This window comes from Bacteroides ihuae (assembly GCF_900104585.1).
Lineage (GTDB): Bacteria > Bacteroidota > Bacteroidia > Bacteroidales > Bacteroidaceae > Bacteroides > Bacteroides ihuae.
On the sequence record NZ_FNVX01000005.1, the window covers coordinates 1,097,497 to 1,121,342 of the forward strand.

General features: G+C 39.3%; 23 protein-coding genes and 2 tRNA genes. 13 read left to right on the forward strand and 12 right to left on the reverse strand.

Translation table 11 applies throughout. From position 1 onward, the window contains the following. Positions 1–5: 5 nt before the first annotated feature. On the reverse strand, positions 6–1,067 hold the full coding sequence (locus BQ5338_RS09975; protein ID WP_071146635.1) for a LacI family DNA-binding transcriptional regulator: 1,062 nt from the start codon (positions 1,065–1,067) through the stop codon (positions 6–8). 264 nt (positions 1,068–1,331) lie between these two features. Between BQ5338_RS09975 and uxaC the strand changes: the two genes are divergently transcribed. The 4 genes from uxaC to BQ5338_RS09995 all read left to right on the forward strand — a co-directional run bounded on the left by uxaC (position 1,332) and on the right by BQ5338_RS09995 (position 5,813). Beyond that, positions 1,332–2,738: a glucuronate isomerase gene (gene uxaC / locus BQ5338_RS09980; protein WP_071146636.1), complete on the forward strand. Its 1,407-nt coding sequence runs from the start codon at positions 1,332–1,334 to the stop codon at positions 2,736–2,738. Between the two features lie 167 nt (positions 2,739–2,905). Next, entirely contained in the window at positions 2,906–3,997 is a 1,092-nt protein-coding gene (locus tag BQ5338_RS09985) for an acyltransferase family protein (protein WP_071146637.1), read from the forward strand. A gap of 381 nt (positions 3,998–4,378) precedes the next feature. Beyond that, positions 4,379–4,654 carry a zinc ribbon domain-containing protein gene (locus BQ5338_RS09990; protein ID WP_071146638.1) on the forward strand — a complete coding sequence of 92 codons (276 nt, stop codon included), beginning with the start codon at positions 4,379–4,381 and terminating at the stop codon, positions 4,652–4,654. Position 4,655: 1 nt separating this feature from the next. After that, positions 4,656–5,813: a GyrI-like domain-containing protein gene (locus tag BQ5338_RS09995; protein ID WP_078063445.1), complete on the forward strand. Its 1,158-nt coding sequence runs from the start codon at positions 4,656–4,658 to the stop codon at positions 5,811–5,813. Between the two features lie 31 nt (positions 5,814–5,844). Here BQ5338_RS09995 and BQ5338_RS10000 read toward each other — a convergent pair whose 3' ends face one another. After that, positions 5,845–6,633 carry a TIGR02757 family protein gene (locus BQ5338_RS10000; RefSeq protein WP_235816400.1) on the reverse strand — a complete coding sequence of 263 codons (789 nt, stop codon included), beginning with the start codon at positions 6,631–6,633 and terminating at the stop codon, positions 5,845–5,847. A gap of 31 nt (positions 6,634–6,664) precedes the next feature. Between BQ5338_RS10000 and BQ5338_RS10005 the strand changes: the two genes are divergently transcribed. The 4 genes from BQ5338_RS10005 (at position 6,665) to BQ5338_RS10020 (ending at position 9,259) form a co-directional block, all read left to right on the forward strand. Beyond that, on the forward strand, positions 6,665–8,053 hold the full coding sequence (locus BQ5338_RS10005; RefSeq protein ID WP_071146639.1) for a peptide MFS transporter: 1,389 nt from the start codon (positions 6,665–6,667) through the stop codon (positions 8,051–8,053). Between the two features lie 132 nt (positions 8,054–8,185). Beyond that, a complete protein-coding gene (locus BQ5338_RS10010; protein WP_071146640.1) occupies positions 8,186–8,986 on the forward strand; it encodes an MBL fold metallo-hydrolase in 801 nt (266 codons plus the stop codon). Positions 8,987–9,082: 96 nt separating this feature from the next. Beyond that, positions 9,083–9,155 (forward strand) — tRNA-Lys (locus tag BQ5338_RS10015). Between the two features lie 31 nt (positions 9,156–9,186). After that, positions 9,187–9,259, forward strand: a tRNA-Lys gene (locus BQ5338_RS10020). 138 nt (positions 9,260–9,397) lie between these two features. On the opposite strand, the gene BQ5338_RS10025 is transcribed toward BQ5338_RS10020, so the two are convergent. From BQ5338_RS10025 to BQ5338_RS10045, 5 genes are all read right to left on the reverse strand, one after another. Next, entirely contained in the window at positions 9,398–10,552 is a 1,155-nt protein-coding gene (locus BQ5338_RS10025; protein WP_071146641.1) for an MORN repeat-containing protein, read from the reverse strand. A 79-nt stretch (positions 10,553–10,631) separates the two neighbouring features. Next, entirely contained in the window at positions 10,632–11,918 is a 1,287-nt protein-coding gene (locus BQ5338_RS10030; RefSeq protein ID WP_071146642.1) for a M16 family metallopeptidase, read from the reverse strand. Then, positions 11,915–12,682: a 3-deoxy-manno-octulosonate cytidylyltransferase gene (kdsB, locus tag BQ5338_RS10035; RefSeq protein ID WP_071146643.1), complete on the reverse strand. Its 768-nt coding sequence runs from the start codon at positions 12,680–12,682 to the stop codon at positions 11,915–11,917. Before kdsB ends, BQ5338_RS10030 begins: the two co-directional genes overlap by 4 nt. 24 nt (positions 12,683–12,706) lie before the next feature. Continuing rightward, positions 12,707–13,087, reverse strand: a complete 381-nt coding sequence (locus BQ5338_RS10040) for a 2-amino-4-hydroxy-6-hydroxymethyldihydropteridine diphosphokinase (RefSeq protein ID WP_071146644.1) — start codon at positions 13,085–13,087, stop codon at positions 12,707–12,709. A 6-nt stretch (positions 13,088–13,093) separates the two neighbouring features. Then, entirely contained in the window at positions 13,094–15,415 is a 2,322-nt protein-coding gene (locus tag BQ5338_RS10045; protein ID WP_071146645.1) for a transglycosylase domain-containing protein, read from the reverse strand. A gap of 207 nt (positions 15,416–15,622) precedes the next feature. Between BQ5338_RS10045 and pyrB the strand changes: the two genes are divergently transcribed. The 5 genes from pyrB to glyA all read left to right on the forward strand — a co-directional run bounded on the left by pyrB (position 15,623) and on the right by glyA (position 19,744). After that, positions 15,623–16,549, forward strand: a complete 927-nt coding sequence (gene pyrB / locus BQ5338_RS10050; protein WP_071146646.1) for an aspartate carbamoyltransferase — start codon at positions 15,623–15,625, stop codon at positions 16,547–16,549. 34 nt (positions 16,550–16,583) lie between these two features. Further along, positions 16,584–17,045, forward strand: a complete 462-nt coding sequence (gene pyrI / locus BQ5338_RS10055) for an aspartate carbamoyltransferase regulatory subunit (protein WP_071146647.1) — start codon at positions 16,584–16,586, stop codon at positions 17,043–17,045. Next, positions 17,042–17,623 carry a flavin reductase family protein gene (locus tag BQ5338_RS10060; protein ID WP_071146648.1) on the forward strand — a complete coding sequence of 194 codons (582 nt, stop codon included), beginning with the start codon at positions 17,042–17,044 and terminating at the stop codon, positions 17,621–17,623. The genes pyrI and BQ5338_RS10060 overlap by 4 nt, the downstream gene beginning before the upstream one ends. After that, entirely contained in the window at positions 17,620–18,342 is a 723-nt protein-coding gene (locus tag BQ5338_RS10065; protein ID WP_071146649.1) for a porin family protein, read from the forward strand. Before BQ5338_RS10060 ends, BQ5338_RS10065 begins: the two co-directional genes overlap by 4 nt. A 121-nt stretch (positions 18,343–18,463) precedes the next feature. Beyond that, positions 18,464–19,744 (forward strand): serine hydroxymethyltransferase, encoded by a 1,281-nt coding sequence (gene glyA, locus BQ5338_RS10070; RefSeq protein ID WP_071146650.1) that lies wholly within the window; start codon positions 18,464–18,466, stop codon positions 19,742–19,744. Between the two features lie 206 nt (positions 19,745–19,950). On the opposite strand, the gene BQ5338_RS10075 is transcribed toward glyA, so the two are convergent. The 5 genes from BQ5338_RS10075 to BQ5338_RS10095 are packed head-to-tail and all read right to left on the reverse strand — an operon-like array spanning position 19,951 to position 23,834. Next, the gene (locus tag BQ5338_RS10075; RefSeq protein ID WP_071146651.1) at positions 19,951–21,039 is read right to left on the reverse strand and encodes a DUF4857 domain-containing protein; all 1,089 of its coding nucleotides are present in this window, start codon (positions 21,037–21,039) and stop codon (positions 19,951–19,953) included. A gap of 41 nt (positions 21,040–21,080) precedes the next feature. Next, positions 21,081–21,752: a hypothetical protein gene (locus BQ5338_RS10080; protein WP_071146652.1), complete on the reverse strand. Its 672-nt coding sequence runs from the start codon at positions 21,750–21,752 to the stop codon at positions 21,081–21,083. A gap of 18 nt (positions 21,753–21,770) precedes the next feature. Next, positions 21,771–22,655, reverse strand: coding sequence for an ABC transporter ATP-binding protein (locus BQ5338_RS10085; protein WP_071146653.1), 885 nt, complete (start codon positions 22,653–22,655; stop codon positions 21,771–21,773). Positions 22,656–22,693: 38 nt separating this feature from the next. After that, entirely contained in the window at positions 22,694–23,263 is a 570-nt protein-coding gene (locus BQ5338_RS10090) for a PepSY-associated TM helix domain-containing protein (protein WP_071146654.1), read from the reverse strand. Then, entirely contained in the window at positions 23,247–23,834 is a 588-nt protein-coding gene (locus BQ5338_RS10095) for an OB-fold nucleic acid binding domain-containing protein (RefSeq protein WP_071146655.1), read from the reverse strand. The genes BQ5338_RS10090 and BQ5338_RS10095 overlap by 17 nt, the downstream gene beginning before the upstream one ends. Between the last annotated feature and the right edge of the window lie 12 nt (positions 23,835–23,846).

Sequence of the window (23,846 nt, forward strand, 5' to 3'; positions counted from 1 at the left end):
AAATATTATTCAAATTCAAAATAGAAATTAATATTCTCTTTCATCAATATATCGATAGGCATATACTTCACAGCCGTGACAGGCTTTTTAAAGACGACATGCTCGCAAAGAGCTTTTATACCCCGATATCCTTGCAAGGCTGGTCGTTGCCCAATAAGATATTTTACCTCTCCGGATTGTAGCAACTCCACGTTCTTTCGCAATAGATCATAGCCAATCAGCGCATCCATCTGCTTTCCGCTTTGGCGTAAGTAGTTGCCCACCTGATATACGCGTGAATTAAACACAACTCCCAGTTTAGCTTTGGGGTGAGCAGCAAAAAAAGCATCCAACATCTTTTCATCATCCACGGAATCTGCCTTATTCAACACAAACTCTACTATTTTCACACCGGCATAGGCATCAGACATGTACTTCATAAACCCTTCTATTCGGCGTTGCATCTGTATTTCTGCCGGATTATCTTTATTGTTCGCCTGAAAGAAGACTAATTCCTGTCCCTCTTTGTAATCACGCATCAGTATTTTTGCGGCAATATATCCGCTCATATACGAATCTTGTCCAATATACTTCAGTGCATTGGCCCCTTCAATATTAAAGTCAATGAATGCATACGGAATCTTATTCCCTTTCAGATGCCTTACCAAGCTAAGTGTTTGTTCACGAAAGTTTGGCGCAATAAGTACGGCATCGGCCATAGTCTCTTGCAAGGCTCCACACGCTTCCTGATAGGAGGTTTCGTTAGCATGTTGATATCTCACATAATCAATGGATACATTGAACGGACGATACTCTTGCGCCGCACGCTCTATGCCGCGTGACACAGAATGCCAATAATCCTCTTCCTCATAATGAGGTATAAGGCAGACAATATTATATTTTTTCTTTGCAGCCAATCCGATAGCAAACATATTGGGTTGATAATCAATTTCTTTCAGAACTTTCTGCACTTTCTCGAGACTAGCTTTAGATACTTCGCCCCGATCATGCAACACCCTATCTACAGTGCCGGCAGAGACTTCCGCCATACGGGCAATGTCTTTAATTGTATAATTTTTGTTTTCCATGTATTTAGCGCTTAACTTTAAGGTTAATAAAGTGTATATTTTAAATATTAATTACTGATAGCTTACATTATAAAGCGTTTAAATATTATAAAATTCATCGCAAATATACGAATTATTTTGGTATACCAAGTAAAAAAACTATTTTTGTGTTCGATAACGGTTAATAAAACTAAATACAGAATAAAGACCTATTAGCTTTACAATCAATACTATATAGGTAAAAATATACGTAATAATAATTTTACACTTTAAAAACACAGAGAAATGAAAAATTTCATGGATGAAAACTTCTTGTTGCAGACAGAAACTGCACAGAAATTGTATCACGATCATGCGGCTAAGATGCCAATTATCGACTACCACTGTCACTTAATTCCCAAAATGGTTGCTGACGACCACAAGTTTCAATCGCTTACAGAAATATGGTTAGGTGGCGATCATTACAAATGGCGCGCCATGCGCACCAATGGAATAGACGAGCGCTACTGCACAGGTAAGGATACAACAGACTGGGAGAAATTTGAGAAATGGGCCGAAACGGTGCCTTACACCATGAGAAACCCTTTGTATCACTGGACTCATCTGGAACTAAAGACAGCTTTTGGCATCAACAAGATATTGAATGCTAAAACTGCTCGTGAGATATATGACGAATGTAATGAGAAGTTGACACAACCAGAATATTCGGCTCGTGGTATGATGCGCAGATACAAAGTACAGGTAGTTTGCACAACGGACGACCCTATCGATTCACTGGAATATCATATCCAAACCCGCGAAAGTGGCTTTGAAGTAAAAATGCTACCAACGTGGCGTCCTGACAAAGCTATGGCTGTAGAAGTAGCTGCGGACTTCCGTGCATACATGGAGAAACTTGCCGAAGTGAGTGGCGTTACCATCTCTACTTTCGACGATATGGTGAATGCATTACGCAAACGTCACGAATTCTTCGCTGCCCAAGGCTGTAAACTCTCTGACCACGGTATTGAAGAGTTTTATGCTGAAGACTACACAGATGCTGAAATCAAAGCTATATTTAATAAGGTATACGGCGGTGCAGAATTGACTAAAGAGGAAATTCTAAAATTCAAATCGGCTATGCTTATCGTCTTTGGCGAGATGGATGCTGAAACGGGATGGACACAACAATTCCATTACGGAGCTATCCGCAACAACAATACTAAGATGTTTAAGCTTCTAGGACCTGATACAGGCTTCGATTCTATCGGCGAATTTTCAACAGCTAAAGCGATGGCCAAATATTTTGATCGTTTGAACAGCAACGGCAAGTTGGCTAAAACAATTCTGTACAATCTTAATCCTTGTGCCAACGAAGTAATTGCTACCATGTTGGGTAACTTCCAAGACGGTACAGTTGCGGGTAAAATCCAATTCGGTTCAGGTTGGTGGTTCCTCGACCAGAAAGATGGTATGGAAAAGCAAATGAACGCACTTTCAGTACTCGGTTTGTTGAGCCGCTTTGTAGGTATGCTCACTGACTCTCGTTCATTCCTCTCTTATCCACGTCACGAATACTTCCGCCGCACACTTTGCAACTTGGTAGGCCGTGACATTGAGAATGGTGAAATACCTATGGCTGAGATAGAACGAGCTAATCAGATGATTGAAGATATCAGTTATAACAATGCGAAGAATTTCTTTCAATTTTAAGAAATCCGGAACGTTTCATTGTTAAGATGAATACTATCTTAACTTGCTAAATGACCGCAGATTAAAAGATTTTCTGGCTATCAGACCAAGAAGCCAATCACATAATCTTTTAATTTGCGGTTATTTTTTAATTTTATTTTTGCATAATTAGTCTATCTTTGTCGCGTATGACGGACGAAGAATTACAATCAAAAACGATCACCTGGCTACGCTTCCCCATGATTGTGGGAGTCTTACTCATCCACAGCTACAATCCTAATCTGAATAATGGAGGAATGTTGCTTAGAGATATCCCTATAACCTATCCCCTTTTCCAATTCATAAGAAATCTATCTTCCGAAGTTGTAGCACGCTTTTGCGTGCCGCTGTTCTTCCTCATTGCCGGCTACCTGTTCTTCTATCGGGCCTCTACTTTTACACCGAGCATTTACGCCGGTAAACTGCAAAAACGCATTCATTCACTACTCATACCCTACCTCTTTTGGAATGCATTTGCTCTACTTACCTACGTGTTGCTCCAACAAGTGTTTGGCATTCATAGCTTGGCTTATGGCGCTCTGCCAAGAGTTTCAGCATGGGAGTGGACAGACTATTTGAGATGCTTTTGGGACATTCGTTCACCCCATTATCCACTGATCTACCCGCTATGGTTCATTCGTGATCTGATGGTAACCGTAGTCCTCACCCCTTTTATCTATATCGGCATCAAACATCTGAAAGCATTCTTCCCTCTTGCATTTTTCTTTATTTGGATATTTGGTCTGCCCATCAATATTGTAGGCATAAACACAGGAGGCATTTTCTTCTTTTCAATAGGTGCTTATTTCAGTATCAATCAAAAAAATCTAGTCACCGAGAGTCGCAAACTATTCGGTTTTTCCATGCTATACCCGGTGATAGCTATTGCCGACACGCTTTTTAAAGGGCACGACATAGACACTTATCTCCATCCCACAGGCATTTTGCTAGGTATGCTCTTCACAGTCAACCTTATCTCCTACCTATTGCAGAAGAACAGAATAAAAGAAAGTACATATTTGGCTGGCGCAAGCTTCTTTGTCTATGCAGCACACGAGCAGATGCTGAGTCAGATACGCAAAATGTTAGTCACAGTAATTCCTCCCCAAAGCGAAAGTGCCTACTTCGCCCTTTATCTTCTTCCGATGCTGGCAACTATTCTCATAACGTTTGGCATCTATTACTTACTGAAAAAATATTGCCCAACTGCAATGAAGATAATGGTGGGAGCACGAAACTAAAATACGTGCAACTGCTTTTATCTCTACCGAGTAACAAAAACAGCCCTACATGATGTCAAGATAAAAGATCACCCCCTACAGGCCTTGTGAGCAAGGTTTGGTGAATTAACTAGATCAGCGTGGTGAATTAACTACTTCAGCGCGGTGAATTAACTAGTTCACCACGCTGAAGTTATATGATAACTAATTAAAAGCAGGTTTGTAAACAAAAACAACTATTTTGATTAATTTAATTTATAAATATCAGCTTTTATCTTCCTAATCATTTTGTTCATTTCCCTTTCACATTAGCAAGTTTGGACAAAGTCCATTCATACTTGATACTCTAACTTTGCATCTGTCAACTAATCGAAGTATGAACCTATAAAAATTAAACAAAAAATGGAACAGAAAATTTGCCAAAGTTGTGGTATGCCAATGACAACTGCCGAAGAATTTGGTAACAATCAGGATGGAACTTTAAATCAGGATTACTGTGTTTATTGCTTTAAAGATGGTAACTTTACAGAGCAAATGAAAATGGACGAAATGATTACTCATTGTGCCGAATATCCTGATTCATTAAAAGATGAAAACGGAAATAACATTAGTAAAGAACTGTCTATTGCCAACATGAAAGCTTATTTCCCAACATTAAAGCGCTGGAAACAGCAGTAATATGGAGCAAACGATCACAGAAAAAGTCTGTCAGAGTTGTGGCATGCCAATGGCTGCAACCGAACACTTTGGAACAAACACCAACGGTAGTCCTTCTGCGGACTACTGTTGCTTTTGCTTTAAGCAAGGAGATTTCACGCATAATATGAGCATGGAAGAAACTATAGAGAATTCTATAGGCTATATGGATGGTTCTGAGAAGACTGATGGACGCACATTGACTAAAAGCGAAGCTGCGCTAAAGATGCATATCCAACTGCCAACACTAAAACGGTGGGCTTCTCATGAAATCACTCATCAGGAATATTTCACAGCCATCAACCGCGTTGTAGATTATATCAACGAACATTTGAATGAATCTATAAATTTGTACGATCTGGCGGGTGTAGCCAACATTTCAGGCTTCCATTTTCATCGTATATTCAAAGCCTTGATGAACGAAAGCCCCGGCGACTATATTCAACGGCTGCGACTGGAAAAAGCTATATTTAAACTACAAACTACACAACAAACACTTACCGAAATTGCTGAACAAACAGGATATCAAAGTCCACATGCATTATCCAAAGCATTCAAAAAACGGTTTGGTATCTCTCCGTCTATCTTTCGTGTGCAACCTTCGGATTTGACTGTTCCTATTGATGAGCCCGATTTCTTACCAGTGAATCCCGAGTTCAAAAAACTTGTTCCCAAAGAAGTGATGACTGTGCGAGTGATTGATCCTTTTGAAAAAGAAGATGCTTTTATCTATGCATGGCAAAAGCTGACCCATTTTATGAACGTTGATGGCATTCCTGATGTAACGCATGAATACATCAGCCTTAGCAGAGATGTTTCTACCATCACACAGATCGATCATTGCCGAAGATATGTTTGTATAACAGCTAATTCAGAAATAAAACCAAAAGGCGAATTTGGGAAACAAACCATTGCAGGTGGATTATACGCCGTATTTACCTACCAAGGAGCATATAAAAATCTTGAATCACTCTATTGCTCTATTTACCGAAATTGGATTCCCAACAGCAGTTATGAATTGAGAGATGTAGCGTTTTTTGAAAAATATCTCAATACACCCGACGTTGTGTCACAAGAGGAATTGCTCACGGAAGTATATATTCCGGTTAGCCAATGCCTGAAAATGAACGTGCTCAAATAAGAACAAATTTACAATTCAAAAAACGAACCTACTACCGACGAAGCAACTTGCCATGCTCCTCTCCAAAACCAAAGAGCGCAAAATCGTACTTACAAGGATCTTGCGGACAGAGTTTTGCTAAATAGTTAGTGATGGCCAAAGCTGTTTTCAGGCGTTCCGTTCGTGGAAGATCATCCCATATCATTCTTGAAACCCTTCCTACATGAACATCCAGTGGAATGATCAATGCAGAGGGGCTAACATGTTTCCATACGCCCATATCTACTATTCCGTCGTTCCTCACCAACCAACGCAGCATCAAGTTTGTACGCTTGCAAGGACTTTGTGTTTGAGGTGAAGAGATATGTTTTGTATTTGCCAATGCAGAAAGTTGGTTCAGCCCTTCAAGTAATCCGCTTTCACTTATAAATAACTCTTCCAATGATTCATGACTGGAGTAATAGCTGTATAATCCCTTGCAGATATTCCACAAATCACGTTCAAAAAAAGTGCGATGAATATTTCTAGCTGAATCTTCCAATGCACTCCATCGGCAACTCATGATATATCCATAAGGACTTTCACCCAACAGTTGATGCAATCTGTCCGCATCTCGACAAACAATATCCCGCCTACCCCACGTAATAACAGATGTTAGTAACGCAGAAATCTCTACATCTTGCAAAAGAGTGAACCTGCGTGGAAACTGAATAGGGTCGGTTTCTATGAACGAGCGCACATTGTACTTCTCTGTCAATTCTTCTAATAAATCCTTTATTTGCATATTGCAAAGATACCAATTGTCAAGTAATCCAGCTAAAATTTCTATCTTTACAGTCAAATTAATAACATTTATAAATAACAAAAGACACATGAACAATTCCCCGCAAGCTGCCGCCAAAGGATTTACCAAAACCTTTTGGGTCAGTAACACAGTCGAACTGTTTGAGCGCATGGCCTATTATGCCATATTTATCGTTCTAACCATCTACCTTTCTACCATTCTTGGATTTAATGATTTCGAGGCCAGTATGATTTCCGGCCTTTTCTCCGGTGGACTCTATTTATTACCCATCTTTACCGGAGCGTATGCCGATAAGATTGGATTCCGTAAATCTATGATAACTGCCTTCTCTTTACTATCAGTAGCTTATCTCGGGCTGGCTGTCCTACCTACCTTCTTAGAGGCTTCCGGATTGGTCAGTTATGGGGCCGCCACACAGTTCAGCGGATTGCCCAGCAGTGGCGAGCGTTGGATCATCGTGCCTATCCTCTTCACCCTAATGATAGGCGGATCATTTATAAAATCCATTATATCTGCGTCTGTAGCTAAAGAAACCACTGAAGCTACTCGTGCCCGTGGATATTCTATTTTCTATATGATGGTCAATGTGGGAGCATTTACAGGCAAGACAATCATCGATCCACTAAGAAATCAAATTGGAGAGCAAGCCTACATTTATATCAACTATTTTTCGGCAAGTATGACTATCATTGCTCTGGTTGCAGTGATACTATTTTATAAATCAGCTCACTCAGCTGGCCAGGGAAAAAGCATGCGCGAGATTGGAAAAGGTTTTCTTCGCATTCTAACCAATTGGAGGCTACTGATCCTAATACTCATTGTCACCGGATTTTGGATTGTACAACAACAGCTTTATGCTACAATGCCTAAATATGTTATTCGGATGGCGGGAGAAACAGCAAAGCCGGGTTGGATAGCCAACGTCAATCCCTTTATCGTTGTCTGCTGCGTAAGCTTTATTACTCGCCTGATGGCAAAAAAATCGGCCATAACCTCGATGAATGTCGGCATGTTTCTGATCCCATTCTCAGCCCTACTCATGGCATGCGGCAATCTCTTAGGAAAGGATCTTTTTGGTGAAATGAGTAACATCACGTTGATGATGATACTTGGTATCGTAGTACAAGCATTGGCAGAGTGTTTCATCTCTCCACGTTATCTGGAGTATTTCTCCTTGCAAGCCCCCAAAGGAGAAGAAGGTATGTATCTAGGGTTCAGTCATCTACATTCATTTTTGTCCTCTATACTCGGGTTTGGTCTGGCAGGAATCTTACTAACAAAATACTGTCCTGACCCTGCATTATTTAAAAGTCACGAAGCTTGGCAAGCTGCAACAGTGAATGCCCATTACATCTGGTATTATTTTGCCGGTATTGGTTTGATTGCTGCTATTGCACTCCTTATATTTGCAAAAGCCACCAAATTCATAGACAAAAAGAAAGAAAGTAAAGCCTGAATACGCTCTTTTTTTTGTATATTTGCCGTCACTTTATTGTTAAATATGCAAGTCTTTAGGGAAAACATATAATAGAGAATCTACACAAAGGATTTGCTGTCTTGGCATTAAAGTAATTCAACTAAATATAAAATGAAGGTAAAATTTATAAGCTTAGGTAGTGGCAGCAGTGGTAACTGCTATTATCTCGGCACTGAAACATATGGAATTCTAATCGATGCAGGTATCGGAATTCGCACTATAAAGAGAACATTAAAAGAAGTAAATATCTCGATGGATAGTATTCGTGCTGTTTTTATAACGCACGACCATGCCGACCACATCAAAGCAGTAGGACATCTGGGCGAAAAACTAAATATCCCCATATATACCACCGCTCGCATTCACGAAGGTATCAACAAAAGTTATTGCGTCACCGAAAAACTACAGACTTCTATACGTTATCTAGAGAAAGAACAGCCTATGCAATTGGAAGAGTTCCAGATCATCTCCTTCGAAGTACCTCATGATGGAACAGACAACGTGGGCTACTGTTTTGAAATCGATGGCAAAGTCTTTTCATTCCTTACCGACCTTGGAGAGATAACGCCCACAGCAGCAAACTATATACGTAAAGCCAACTATCTCATCATAGAAGCTAATTATGACTATGAGATGCTGAAAATGGGGCCATACCCACAATACTTGAAAGAGCGTATTTCGGGACCTACGGGACATATGTGTAATGCTGATACAGCCGAATTTCTAGCAGACAATATCACTGAAGATCTACGCTATATCTGGCTGTGTCACTTAAGTAAAGATAACAACCACCCGGAATTAGCATACAAGACAGTAGAATGGAAATTAAGAAACAAAGGAATTGTAGTAGGTAAGGATGTGCAACTGCTTGCTTTAAAGCGTAATACGCCTTCGGAGCTATACGAGTTCTAGTAAGCAAAGGTTTTTTTAAAGAAAAAACCTTTAATATTACTTGGCTAAATAAAATAAAAAACCTACTTTTGCATCCGCAAATAAGAAATGTAAAATGCACTCTTAGCTCAGCTGGTAGAGCAATTGACTCTTAATCAATGGGTCCAGGGTTCGAGTCCCTGAGGGTGCACTTTTTATCTTTTTAGTTGCTATTTCATGAAGCACTCTTAGCTCAGTTGGTAGAGCAATTGACTCTTAATCAATGGGTCCAGGGTTCGAATCCCTGAGGGTGTACAAGGAATGAGGAAGATTATTAAGAGATCTTCCTCATTTTTTTATGCTTTATTGAAAACAAAGACGCATAAAAAAAACGCACTACAAAACACTTTGCGTATTTTGTAATGCGTTTTTTAATATCTTAATTGAGGAAATTTAGTCGAGTATCCCAAATTTATAAGTGCCTTTGCGAATAAGCTTGCCTGAACTATCTGTTTCAACAAAAGGCCCATGCTTCTTACCTTGCTTAAAGAAACCTTCATAGCGATTACCAGCCTTATCTTCCTGAACGCCATTACCGTCTTCTAATCCGTTAACAAAGCTACCTTTGTATTTGGTACCATTGGTCAGTATTAGCAAACCTTGTCCATTAGGTTGATTATTCTTCCATTCTCCTTCATAGACATCACCATTATTCCATTTATATACACCGTTTCCATTGCGATTATTATCTTTCCAATCACCCTCATAAACAGCTCCATTGGACCAAGTAAAAGTTCCTTTTCCATCTTGCATACCATCTTTGAAGTTACCGACATATTTGTCTCCATTAGCATGAAAATAGATACCGTTACCTGTACGCTCACCCTGTAAGTATGAACCTTCATAACGATCACCTGTATTAAAGAAGTAAACACCTTTTCCGTGTTGCACATCCTCTACCCAATCTCCTACATATTTATCTCCATTTGCATATTCAAACGTGCCTTTACCATCACGTGAATCACTTTTCCAATTACCGGCATATTTGCAACCATCATTCCACGATAACTCTCCCTGGCCATTTTTCTTATCACCTTTCCAAAGACCAATATATTTTGAACCATTCTTCCATGTATAGGTACCTTTTCCTTCACGCTTATCCTTTACCCAGTTACCATCATAAACATCTCCGTTGTGATAAGTCATTGTTCCTTCGCCATGTTGATAGTCTTGAAACCACATACCAGTATAGCGATTATTATTCAAAAAATAATAGGTTCCTATACCATGTTGTTGATCCTGATACCATTGGCCTTCATATTTTTCGCCATCAGGGAAAGCATAAACACCGTATCCTTCACGCTTACCTTTTGCATACTCGCCTTCGTATATGTCTCCATTTTTAAATATTGTTTTACCCTTGCCATTTGGCTTATGTCCCTTCAATTCACCAGTATAAACGGAACCATCCTTGAAGGTATAATTTCCAATTTTGATTTCTCCAGAAAAAGAATCAGCTATTTTTCCGATAAAACCACCTATGCCTTGAGCCTGAATAGTAGCATGTGAAAGAAAGAACAAAAGAATTGCAGTGTAAAAATATCTCATTGATTATTCGATGTTTTTTAGTTAGTAACTGACACAAAAATACGATTTATATCCAAAAGAGCACTACCAGGAAGGTTTTTTATGACATCTTTTTACCAGCAATGACCTCTTTTAATTTCTCTTTGCATAAATAGCGACAGGCAAGATCACGGATCTCTTGGGAACTCACCTCCTTGACAGCTTGTAAAGAACGTGAGAAGTATTCATCACCAAGTCCACTGGTAAGAATAAATATCCATGCATCAGATAAAGAAAAAGGAGACTCATAATTGCGACACATATCACCCAGCATATAATTCTTTACCATTGAGAGTTCTTCTGCGCCCACCAACTCATTTTGAAGTTTTTCTATTTCATGATAAACCTCACCCATAAGCGGTTCTACATATTCATTAGCCGCCTCCGTGCTGATAACTAATAAGCCATTATTGGGATAAAATAAGATTCCTGCAGAAATGCCGTAAGTGTAACCTTTATCTTCACGGATATTAGACATGAGGCGACTTCCAAAATATCCTCCAAATAAGATCATCAGTACCCGCAGTTTCAAGTAATCCGGATGATCACGTGTGATAGTGAGATTGCCCATCTTCACTGCACTTTGCATTGTCTCAGCCCTCTCAGTAAAAATCCTCTTTTCAGGAGCAGTAGTAAGCGTATGTTCCGGCTTTATAAGATGGCGACTGCTATTTCCGAACAATTCTGTTCCAAAAGTCGACTGAACGTTCTGAATAATCTCATCAGTAACTTTACCCGAAAGAAAAATATGGCAGTTACCAGAGTGATAATAATCAGTATAAAATTCTTGGAGCAATGTGGAATCAATTCTTCGATAATCCTCTTCGCTCAGTGTTTGTCCACAAGGATGTAGTTCTCCAAAAAAGGCACTGAGTAAGCTACGGTGAGCCAAGTAGTCTACTTTGGTAGAGTTTATCTGGAATTGCTGTATGTTACTGTCGATCACGGTGGAGAGTTCTTTTTCCGGAAAAACGGGTTCTTTGATAACCGATTCAAGAACTTCGAGTGTCTCTTTAAAGTATTTGTTTAAGGAATACAGCGTAATGTATGCATGCTCTACCGAAGTAGAGAGTTCCAACCAGGCACCATAATAATCCAAACGGTTGGCGATAGTAGCTGAGCTATAAGTTTGAGTTCCTTCGCGTAACATGCGGTTAGTAAACAGTGCTTGCAACTTTTGCGATTGATGCCATCTGCCTCCAGCAAAGACAATATCCAAGCGAATCACTTCTTGCTCGCCACTATTAATCACATCTAATGGAATGCCGTTGGGCATCACTGCTCTTACAGGCCGAATAATATCTATTTGTGCCAATTCACAAACAGGAGGTTGAATGGTTCGATTCATAAATGGTTTTCAGGGTTCAATTGTCGTAAATGCTTTTCTGCTTTCTCAAGATCTGCAGGTGTATCAATACCGATTGTTTCCACTTTAGTGATTCCGGTTTTGATGGTATATCCATTTTCCAACCAACGAAGTTGCTCCAATGATTCTGCCAATTCAAGTAATGATTGTGGCAAAGCGGTGATTTCTTTTAAAACTTCTGCACGATAGGCATAAAGACCTATATGTTTATAATAAGTATGATTCTTCAGCCAATCTACTTTATCGACATTTCGTTGATAGGGAATAATGGAACGACTAAAGTATAATGCATTCATATTCTTATTTAGTACTACTTTAGGCGAATTGACATTCTCCAATGCTTCAGTTGTATCATCAGTTGTGAAAGGTTTCACCAATGTAGCTATTTGCGTAGTTGGGTCATCGAAACAAGTCTTTATCGCTTCTAGTTGTGAAGCTTGAATAAAAGGCTCATCCCCCTGAATATTAACTACCACATCAAACATACCTCCTATCTTCAGGCAAGCTTCATAGCAACGATCAGTACCACTTTTATGGTCAGCCGAAGTCATTACAACCTTACCGCCAAAAGCTTTAACGGCTGCTTCAATACGTTCATCATCCGTAGCAACATAAGTATCATCTAAAATGCCAGCTACTTGTTCATACACCCGCTGTATAACAGTCTTCCCGCCTAGAATAGCCAGAGGCTTAGCGGGGAAGCGTGTTGAGGCATATCTGGCTGGTATTATTCCTAAAAATTTCATTTTAATGTGAGTTCTAGAGTTTTATTATAAACTAACGTCACATAGTTGCCGAAACCCATCGACTACATACGCACGTTTCATATCATCCGGTTTTAAAACCGTGTCATCATACATTAGCAGATCGAGATCCATCACAACTTTTTCTTTAGCCTTATCTTCTGGCCTACGGCCAACTTTTTGTTCTATTTCTTTCAAGAAACAAATAACAGCAGACAAATCTTCCTGTGTTGTAAACTGCGCTAACTGATTGGAAAAAAAAGCTGGATTATGCAATCCCAAAGGTTCTGTCTGTAACTCAGGAGCAAAACAAATGGAAGGAAACAGTTCTTTCAAGCGTATGCGAGCAAAAGCTAGATTCCCTTTCGTATTATAATTACTACCAAGGCAAACAATACAAGTATGCATAAATCACTATTTGAATAAGTCGTCTAATCCCGGTTCTGAAGTAGTTTGCGAATTATCAGCATCACTACCACACGGATCAAAATCCTCAGGCATCTTAAACCGTTCGCTCTGGTCGTACCCCAAAGACTTATCAGCATATACCTTATTCATATAAAGAGCCCAGATAGGCAATGCCATAGCGGCACCTTGCCCATTAAGCATTGTATCAAAGTGTATATCACGATCTTCTCCACCTACCCAACAACCTGATACCAGTGAAGGAGTAAAACCCATAAACCATCCATCAGAATTACGGTTGGTTGTACCAGTCTTTCCGCCCATATCGGCAGTTATGCCATAGCGGCGTACACGTCCACCAGTACCTTCATTGATAACTCCACGAAGCATTACAAGCATTTTGTAAGCACTAGTAGCACTTACTACCTCTTCCATTTGTGGGGCAAAAGTAGAAATTATATTCCCATCACTATCTTCTATTTTAGTAACAAGCAAGGGAGATACACGAATACCTTTATTAGCAAATGCAGTATAAGCACTCACCATCTCGCCTACGGAAATATCGCACGGGCCAAGACAAAGTGAAGGCGTAGGTTGTATATCTTTGTTAAGTACACCAAAACTATGGATTAACCGCACAAGTGCGTAAGGGTTAATTTTGCTCATCAAATAAGCAGATATCCAGTTATTCGATTGAGCCAATCCCCATTTTAACGTAACCATCTCTCCATAACGTTTATTTGAGCTGTTTCTGGGAGACCAAGCCTCGCCTGTCTCTGTGATAATGGTTTGTTCTACATTTCGGACTTCATCGCAAGGAGAATATCCGTTTTCCATTGCAAGTGTATATAAATAAGGTTTAATCGTTGAACCCACTTGGCGACGACCAACCATCGCCATATCATATTGAAAATAAGAATAATTAGGACCACCAACATACGCTTTCACATGACCATTGAAAGGGTCCATAGACATAAATCCGGTACGTAAGAAATGTTTGTAATATCTAATTGAATCAAGCGGAGTCATGATTGTATCCTTGTCTCCTTTCCAAGTGAAAACAGACATCTCTTCAGGGGTATTAAATGCCTTCTTTATCTCTGATTCAGAAGCGCCATTATCTTTCATGATGCGATAGCGATCAGTCTGTTTCAAGGCTTTATCCAAAATCTGGTTTACCTGAGCTTCAGATAACATACGACTGTAAGGAGCCGTTTTCTTATTCTTTTTCTCGGCAAAGAAACGAGGTTGCAAGTATCCTCCCAAATGTTCTGCTACAGCTTCTTCAGCATATTGCTGCATGCGAGAATCAATCGTTGTGTATATTTTTAATCCATCTGTATATATACTATAGTTAGAACCATCTTTCTTTTTATTCTTTTGGCACCAACCGTAAAGTGGATTCGTTTCCCATGCCAGCGAGTCTTCGTAATACTTCTGCGATTGCCAACTATGATAATCACTTTTATCAGGGTATTTAGCAGTCATCACCGAACGAAGATATTCACGAAAATAGGTAGCTAACCCTTCTTTATGATCTACCCGATGGAATTTCAGTGTAAGTGGGAGTTGCTGCAACGAGTCACATTCTTCATCAGTGATGTAATCTGATTTTCTCATTTGATCAAGCACCACATTTCTACGGCCACGGGCACGTTCGTTAAAACGTACAGGGTTATAAAAGGATGGATTCTTACACATACCAACGAGCGTAGCAGCCTCTTCTATTTTAAGGTCACCAGGTTCACATCCGAAGTATGTAAATGCAGCGGTTTTCACACCCACAGCATTATTCAAGAAATCAAATTTATTGAGATACATCGTCAATATCTCCTCTTTGGTATAATAGCGCTCCAAACGTACAGCAATCACCCATTCAATAGGCTTCTGTAAAAATCGCTGAGTAAAGCTATTAGCATCCGGAGAATATAAGAGTTTTGATAACTGCTGAGTAAGAGTACTACCTCCTCCGGCACTCTTCTGAAAGAATAAACCGCGCTTCACCACTGCACGAGCCAATGCTTTCGCATCAATGCCCGAATGGCTTGTAAAGCGAGCATCTTCTGTCGCTATCAACGCATTGACAATGTTAGGTGACAACTCACCATAGCTCGTATATACACGATTTTCTTTACTAAGTGACCATGTTCCCAAAACTTTTCCATCCTCAGATAGTAATTCTGTAGCAAATTTGTAATTAGGATTTTCAAGCTCCTCTACATTCGGCATATATCCTATCCAGCCTTTAGCTATGGAAACAAAAACAATCACACAGAGCAACACCATGGTTGCAAAGAAGATCCACAATCCTTTCACTATTTTTCGTATCATCCCTTCACTTTATATTTTCTATTTTATATTGCAAGTATTTATTAAGCCGATTCTATATCAAGAATGCAAAATTAGGATAAAACTTTTTCTTTCACAACATATTTTAGAAAGCGTTTTGAATTTTATGAATCATTGTTCTTGGTGAATAGTTTCTTATTCGTATCTTTACGCTCCGTATTAATGGTATATCAATAAATATATAACGATATGGATAACAAAAGCTTAGTGACCATAGCCGAGTACTCGAAAGAAAAGATTCTCTATATGCTCGAGATGGCAAAACAGTTTGAGAAGGACCCAAACAGAAAGATTCTGGAAGGGAAAGTGGTTGCTACTCTATTCTTCGAACCTTCTACTCGCACCCGCCTCAGTTTTGAAACAGCAGCTAATCGCCTTGGCGCACGCGTAATAGGATTCAGTGATCCTAAAGCGACAAGTTCTTCCAAAGGAGAGACCCTAAAAGATACAATAATGATGGTGAGCAATTATGCCGATGTAATTGTTATGAGACATCACCTTGAAGGTGCTGCTAGATATGCTAGTGAAGTAGCACCCGTTCCGATTGTAAATGCAGGTGATGGAGCCAACCAACATCCTTCGCAAACGATGCTCGATCTTTATTCCATTTACAAAACTCAGAAAACGCTTGAGAATCTGAACATCTATCTTGTAGGTGATTTAAAATACGGACGAACTGTACACTCTTTATTAATGGCAATGCGGCACTTCAACCCTACCTTTCATTTTATTGCTCCTGAAGAACTGAAAATGCCCGAAGAGTATAAGATCTATTGCAAAGAAAACCATATTAATTATGTAGAACACACAGATTTCAACGAAGATATTATTGCTGATGCAGACATATTATATATGACGCGAGTACAACGGGAACGCTTCACCGATATGATGGAATATGAACGCGTGAAAAACATCTATATTCTGAAGAATAAAATGTTAGAGCAAACACGTCCTAATCTACGAATTTTACATCCACTTCCACGCGTCAACGAAATTGCATATGACGTAGATGATAATCCTAAAGCCTACTACTTCCAGCAAGCTTTGAATGGAGTCTACGCCCGCCAAGCCATACTGTGCGATGTATTAGGAATTGCGTTGCAAGATATTATGTAATTAAATCAGTAGAATGTCATCAACTAGATAAAAAATGAATAAGAATAAGCAAGCCCTGCAAGTAGCCGCTTTGAAAAACGGAACTGTCATAGACCATATACCATCTGAGAAACTTTTTACAGTTGTCTCTTTATTAGGATTGGAGCACATGGGGAATAACATCACCATTGGTTTTAACTTAGAAAGCAAGAAGTTAGGCAAAAAAGGAATTATAAAAATAGCCGATAAGTTCTTCTGCGATGAAGAAATTAACCGCATATCTGTGGTTGCACCACATGTGAAATTGAATATCATCCGCGATTATGCTGTGATAGAAAAGAAGGAGGTATATATGCCCGACGAGTTAAGAGGTATTGTAAAATGTGCCAACCCAAAGTGTATTACCAATAATGAACCTATGTCTACACTATTTCATGTAACAGACAAAGACAATGGCATCATTAAATGTCATTATTGCGAGAAAGAGCAAAAGAAGGAAGAAATCGTAATTCTATGAAACAGGACTGGAAACCGGGAACGATGATATATCCGCTGCCTGCCGTAATGGTGAGTTGTGGAAATGATGAAAGTGAATATAATATTATCACACTATCGTGGGTAGGCACGATTTGTACTAACCCACCCATGTGTTATATCTCCGTTCGCCCGGAAAGGCACTCTTATGATATCATAAAAAAGAATATGGAATTTGTTATCAACCTGACCAACAAAAAGATGGCCTTTGCTACTGATTGGTGCGGAGTGCGTTCAGGGAAGGATTATAACAAGTTTGAGGAGATGAAGTTGACTCCTGGAAAATGCTCAATTGTAAATGCACCATTGATAGAAGAATCACCTCTATGCATTGAATGTAGAGTTAAAGAGATTGTGGCATTAGGCTCTCACCACATGTTCATTGCTGATGTAGTAAATGTACGTGCTGACGAAGAATATTTGAATAAAGAAACCGGAAAATTGGAATTAGCACAAACGAATCCATTGGTGTATGTTCATGGCAATTATTTTGAGCTGGGAGCTGGAATAGGGAAATTTGGCTGGTCCGTTGAAAAGAAAAAAACAAGAAGTAAAAAATGAAACGATTATCATTCCTTTTGCTATTTACGTTGTTGACTTTCTGTGTTTTTGGACAAGAAAAGACGAGTAAAACTCCAAATGATCGAAAAGTAAATTTCGGTTTAAAAGGGGGGTTTAATTCATCAATGTATCTTGTGTCAAAGCTACAACTAAACGGGTTAAAGATTAATGATACTCAAAACAACTATAAAATAGGATATGTTGGTTCTATCTTTGTTCGTTTCAATATGAAGAAGCATTTCATACAGCCTGAGCTATCTTACTCTGTGAGCCGCTGCGAAATTCAATTTGATAAGCTTAATTCGCAAGATCCTGATGTAGCTCCCGATTATGCTTTTGTAAATTCAACTATTCAGAGCCTGGAAATGCCTCTATTATATGGATATAGCATCGTTAAAAAAGGCCCTTATGGCATGTCAGTATTTATCGGTCCGAAGTTCAGATACCTATGGAATAGAGATAAGGACATAACTTTTGAAAACTTTGATCAAGAAAGTGTTAAAGAGGAACTCTATCCTTTCAATGTCAGCGGAGTACTTGGCGTAGGGGTAAATATTTCTAATCTTTATTTTGATTTCCGTTATGAAATTGGTATGCGTAACATCTCCAAATCAGTGACTTATGACAATACAGCTTCCACCAACGATGACACAGCAGTCCCTATTATTTTCAATAGAAGGGATCTTGCACTTAGTTTTTCTTTGGGTTTCATCTTTTAAAATGAAAGAAAAAATTCATTTAATCCAATAAATTCCGTGCATTTATTATTCTTTTTCTATAAATTTGTGCGCTTAATAAAGAATCTCGAATAAAATAGTTATTATCTTATCTACAGAAAGAATGAAAAGAGACGATTTAATTTTCGATATTATCGAAAAAGAGCATCAACGCCAGCTCAAAGGTATCGAGCTGATAGCATCTGAAAACTTTGTTAGTGACCAAGTAATGCAGGCAATGGGTTCCTGCCTAACCAACAAATATGCCGAAGGATATCCCGGGAAACGCTATTATGGAGGTTGTGAAATAGTTGATCAAAGTGAACAAATAGCTATTGATCGCTTGAAGGAGATCTTTGGAGCAGAATGGGCTAACGTACAACCACACTCAGGTGCACAAGCCAATGCTGCTGTTTTCTTAGCTGTTCTTAACCCGGGAGACAAATTTCTTGGACTTAATTTGTCTCATGGTGGACATTTATCTCACGGTTCGTTAGTCAATACTTCGGGTATTATCTATACTCCATGCGAATACAATGTAAAACAGGAGACAGGAAGAGTAGATTATGACCAAATGGAAGAAGTAGCCTTACGTGAAAAACCTAAAATGATTATTGGTGGTGGTTCTGCTTATTCTCGTGAATGGGATTACAAACGCATGCGCGAAATAGCTGATAAAATAGGCGCTATCTTAATGATAGACATGGCTCATCCTGCCGGACTTATTGCTGCCGGGTTACTTGATAATCCGCTTAAGTATGCACATATTGTCACGTCTACAACGCATAAAACGCTTCGTGGTCCTCGTGGAGGTGTTATCCTTTTAGGTAAAGACTTCCCTAACCCTTGGGGAAAAACGACTCCAAAGGGAGAAATTAAACTGATGTCTCAATTACTCGATTCGGCTGTATTCCCAGGAGTACAAGGCGGACCATTGGAACACGTTATTGCTGCTAAAGCAGTGTCGTTTGGCGAATGTTTGCAACCAGAATACAAAGAATATCAAACACAGGTTAAGATAAATGCAGCTGCGCTAGCTAAAGCATTAATGGACCGTGGATTCACTATTGTTTCAGGAGGTACAGATAATCACTCTATGTTGGTTGACTTACGTGCCAAATATCCTGAATTAACAGGTAAGGTAGCCGAGAAAGCATTGGTTGCTGCAGATATTACTGTAAACAAGAACATGGTTCCGTTTGATAGCCGCTCTGCTTTCCAAACTTCAGGTATTCGTTTAGGTACTCCAGCCATCACGACTCGTGGCGCTAAGGAAGACTTGATGCTAGAGATTGCAGAGATGATAGAAACAATTCTCTCTAATCCGGAAGACGAAAAGATTATCGCTCAAGTTCGTACCCGTGTAAATAAAACAATGGAAAAGTACCCTTTGTTTGCGTACTAAATACTCTTCTTATAATCGATAACTATAATAAAAGGCTGTTTCATTAACTTTGAGGCAGCCTTTCTTAATTATATAAAGAAACTATACTTATCCAATCACCCTCATGCTAATAATAAATTCAATGATTATCATCATGAAATACATTCGTTTAACTTCTATATCCATATCTTATTAATACTCTAAAGTTAATTAAATCTTATTCACTCTTACAAGCCATCATTAAATCTAGGCTTTACAAAGTTATCAAAGTTGCTAGTAAAGCTAATGCGAACAGGAAAAATATAGTCACCTATCTTTTGAGCAAGTGTCTCTTCAACAGCCGGATTCTTCATTGTTTTTATTAACGAGAAATCATCGGCACGCACTGCAAAGTAATTATCTTCTTCTAGACTAGTAATACGCAAAGTCCAGTCGAACAGATTACCAATAATTGACAAAGTTTCTTTTTCAGGATCAAAAGAAGGAACAGCGACCTTTTTGATTTCATAAGGCGTAGTGAGCACATACAGAGAATGATTTTTATCCGTCAAAAGTGCCAATGTTTTACGGCTTTTAAACTCTGTGATGAAAAGATGTTTCAATTCTACACCGTGTGGAACATCAACTGCACGAACATAAGGGCGACCTTTCATTTGCTTTAGATGAAATAGTTGCCTGTTGGCATCCAATAGTACATATCCTTCATCATATTCTTTACGAGTAGTAGGGTTTCCTGTTATTTCCACGGCAGGAAAATGAAAACCTTTCTTTGTCAATGCTTCTGTGAATAGAGCATTTTTTGCCGGTTCAATGCTGTTTGTTGCCATATCCACAAACTCAATGCCTTTGTCTGTAATGCGAAAAACATCTTTCGGCATTTCTAATTCCACGCGACCGGACATGGATTCGAGTAACGGATAAAGCCCTATATGTGGCGTATTCAAATCGGTAGGAGTAATTTTAAAAACAAAATTTTCGGTCTGAACCAATCGAGGAGTGACTTCTACCCCATTGATAGAATCTGGAAATCGCTCGTCGGACATCAACTGCCGACAATAAAACATCGGAAGGATGCTGTCTACTTCATCTTGTGTATACTTATGTCCCGACAAATCATGCCTGACAACAATTTTACCTTCTTTTCCATCTTTTCCTTCCTGTTGACCGGTTATTACAAAGTCACCAATCACCGAACTATAAAGTACAAAGCCCGACTTAGACGATTTGGCGGTAAAGAAGTTGTAGCACCACGGTAGTTGCCAAAGTAAGAGAAGAATAACCGTGAAATAAAATAATATTTTGCTGAAACGTAACATGGTTTATTACAATTTACGAATGAATTACTAGAAAATTAAATTCAATCTTGCTTTCCTATTTTGAAGCGTGATACGGAGAGCCATGACAAGGAAGCTGTAAGCAGTGTATAGATCAGCAACCAAGGAAGAAACTGATTGTATGCTTCCGGGGTAACCGAAAGAAAAAAGATGCGCAACAAAAGCACGCTCATCACCAGATTAATGATTCTCCGTTTCCATGTAGGTTCTAAACAAATCCATGATACGAGTAAATAAGCTGCTATGCCAGCCAGATACCAAGGTGCGGCAGTTAACAAAATGTGTTGTTCCAGTTCGGGTGCCATTACTCCCTGTAGGTAAAAACCCATCAAAAAAAAGTTAGCTGCAAAGCAAAGCGAAAGGACTAACAATCCATAAAGTAACATTGCTCCAACCATTTGCAACTGCGAATATGGCAGATGCAAAGTTAATTTGAGACATTTGCGTTGCATTTCGGGTACAAATTGTACCACAGCAAGAAGCGTTCCCACTAACAAAGGTATATATTGCAGTAAGTCGATGAAAATAGCATCACGAGACAACATAACCTCCCACACATGTTCTGCTCCTTTTAAATCGACTACACGACTAATACGAAGCATACTGTATCCCGCAAAACCAAGTGTAGTGGCAACTGCCAGTAGCAGGTACCATCTGGTCTTGATCCATTCTTTATAAAATATAGCTTTAAACATCTTATTTCATTTATATCATTAATACTTTCCTGTCAATCCAATGAAGGCATCTTCCAGATTCACCTTTTCACTATTCAACGCACTATAAGGCACCCCCATTGTCTTAAGGCGAGTTTCGACTTCGTCAGCCGACAAAAAAGAGAATGTCTCTAACGTATTTCTAATCAACGTAGGATGATAAAAATCATCTATTGACGGCAGAGCATATCCTTCGGGCACAGTAAGCGTGTACTTTCTCACTTCATTCAGCAACTTGTTTATCGGCTGTTGAATCAGTATCTTTCCATAATCCATGATAATACAATCATCTATCAGCCGCTCCATGTCTTGAATGATGTGAGAAGTCAGGAAGACTGTTTTGTTCTCCGCCAAGGCATAGTCGCGCAGATAGTCGACAAACAAACGGCGATAGCCTGGATCTAAGCCAAGTGAGAAATCATCCAAGACCAGTAACTCTGGGTTTTGAGCGAGAATAAGTCCCAAGGCCACTTGCGAACGTTGCCCGCATGACATGCGAGAAATACGCTGCCCCGGTGCCACCTTTAGTTTATTCATCAATTCATAATACGCTTCTTTTTTCCATTGAGGGTAAAACGAAGCATAAAATTTCTCAATTTCTTTAATTGTCATAAACTGATACTGAACATGCCCTTCAATAAGCAAACCGATGTTGCTTCGTAAAGCCGGATCCATGTGTTGTATCTCCTGCCCGAAAATGAAGCACTCTCCTGCCCTCGGTTTCAAGTAGCCACTCAGAATATTGATGGTAGTCGTTTTTCCCGTACCATTTTTGCCTAAGAGTCCCAGTATTCTTCCTTTGGGCACACTAAAACTGAGATTCTCATAAATAAGCCTTTTGCCATAATAATGCGTCAAGCCTTTACATTCAATGATATTTTCCATTGTTCCTTAATTCATAAAATCTTTTAATTCATCAATCTTCAAAAGAAAAAGAGAAAAAGCAGTGGTACGATGATACCTGCCAAAAGATCCACACCTCCTCTGCCCCAAATACCTTTATTACCTTTAAGCATCACTATACCGGTTATGGTTATCACAATAAGTCCGATGGCAAAAGCATCAGCAAAGAATGTCCACCAACTGCCGGGATTGTAGTGCAGACGAGCCATCGCTCCTATCACATAACGTCGATGTACATCCTCGTACACAGCCTCTCCTGTTTTCAGGTTTACCAACAAATTAGAACCTCCTTTCAAAAACACCTTCATTACCTCCTGTTCCGGGAAGTAATGCTTGGTGTAGTTCTCTGTCTCACCCAACGGACGCAGCAATTCCAGTACTGTTTGGCGAGTGATGGATTCTTTAAGCGGCAAAGGCCGATCTATCGTATATTCCTTTCGTTCAATTGTATAATTAGGATTGATGCTATCTCTATGGTTCATCACAATACCCGATATGGCATAAATAAGTAACATACCCGAAAAGAAAAAAGATAAATCACGGTGTATAACTCTGCACCATTTACGTAGCAGATTACTGCTGAATTTCATAAGCTGAAGCCTCTATGTAATAGAAAGACAGATATTCTTTGCCGCTTTTCGCCTTACGTTTAGCTATCTTAGCACGAAAATTGGCGATTCTACCTTCCAGCGTATTATCTGTTTCACCACGAGCCTTTTTCTCAGTACTGCATCCAACTTCACCATCTCCATGTTTTTCTGCAGTCTGTGCCTTGATCTGTCCTTCCCAATTTTGCAGGTATGCTTCATCGATACGTTCCTCAACAAGTGTGCCTGTTACACGAACGATGCTGTTCACGCATTTTTGATCAAATTTCTCTAATTTGCCACTTTCAATGCGGATGGTTTGTGTATCATCACTACCCATCAAAAAAATCTTTCGTCCGCCATGCTTGCAGATATGAGTACAAACACCCTCTACTGTAACCTCTTTCCCAAACAAGGAGTCAGCATTTGCAAGAAGTGAATCAACTTCCAGAGCAGAAGATTGTTCCTGCTCGGTTCCATTTCCCGAAGCTGTTTTCTGAGATTTACTGCCACATGAGGCAAAGACGATTGCTACAACAAGCGCTGTAGCCAATAACATGTAATTCTTCTTCATTATTTAATTATT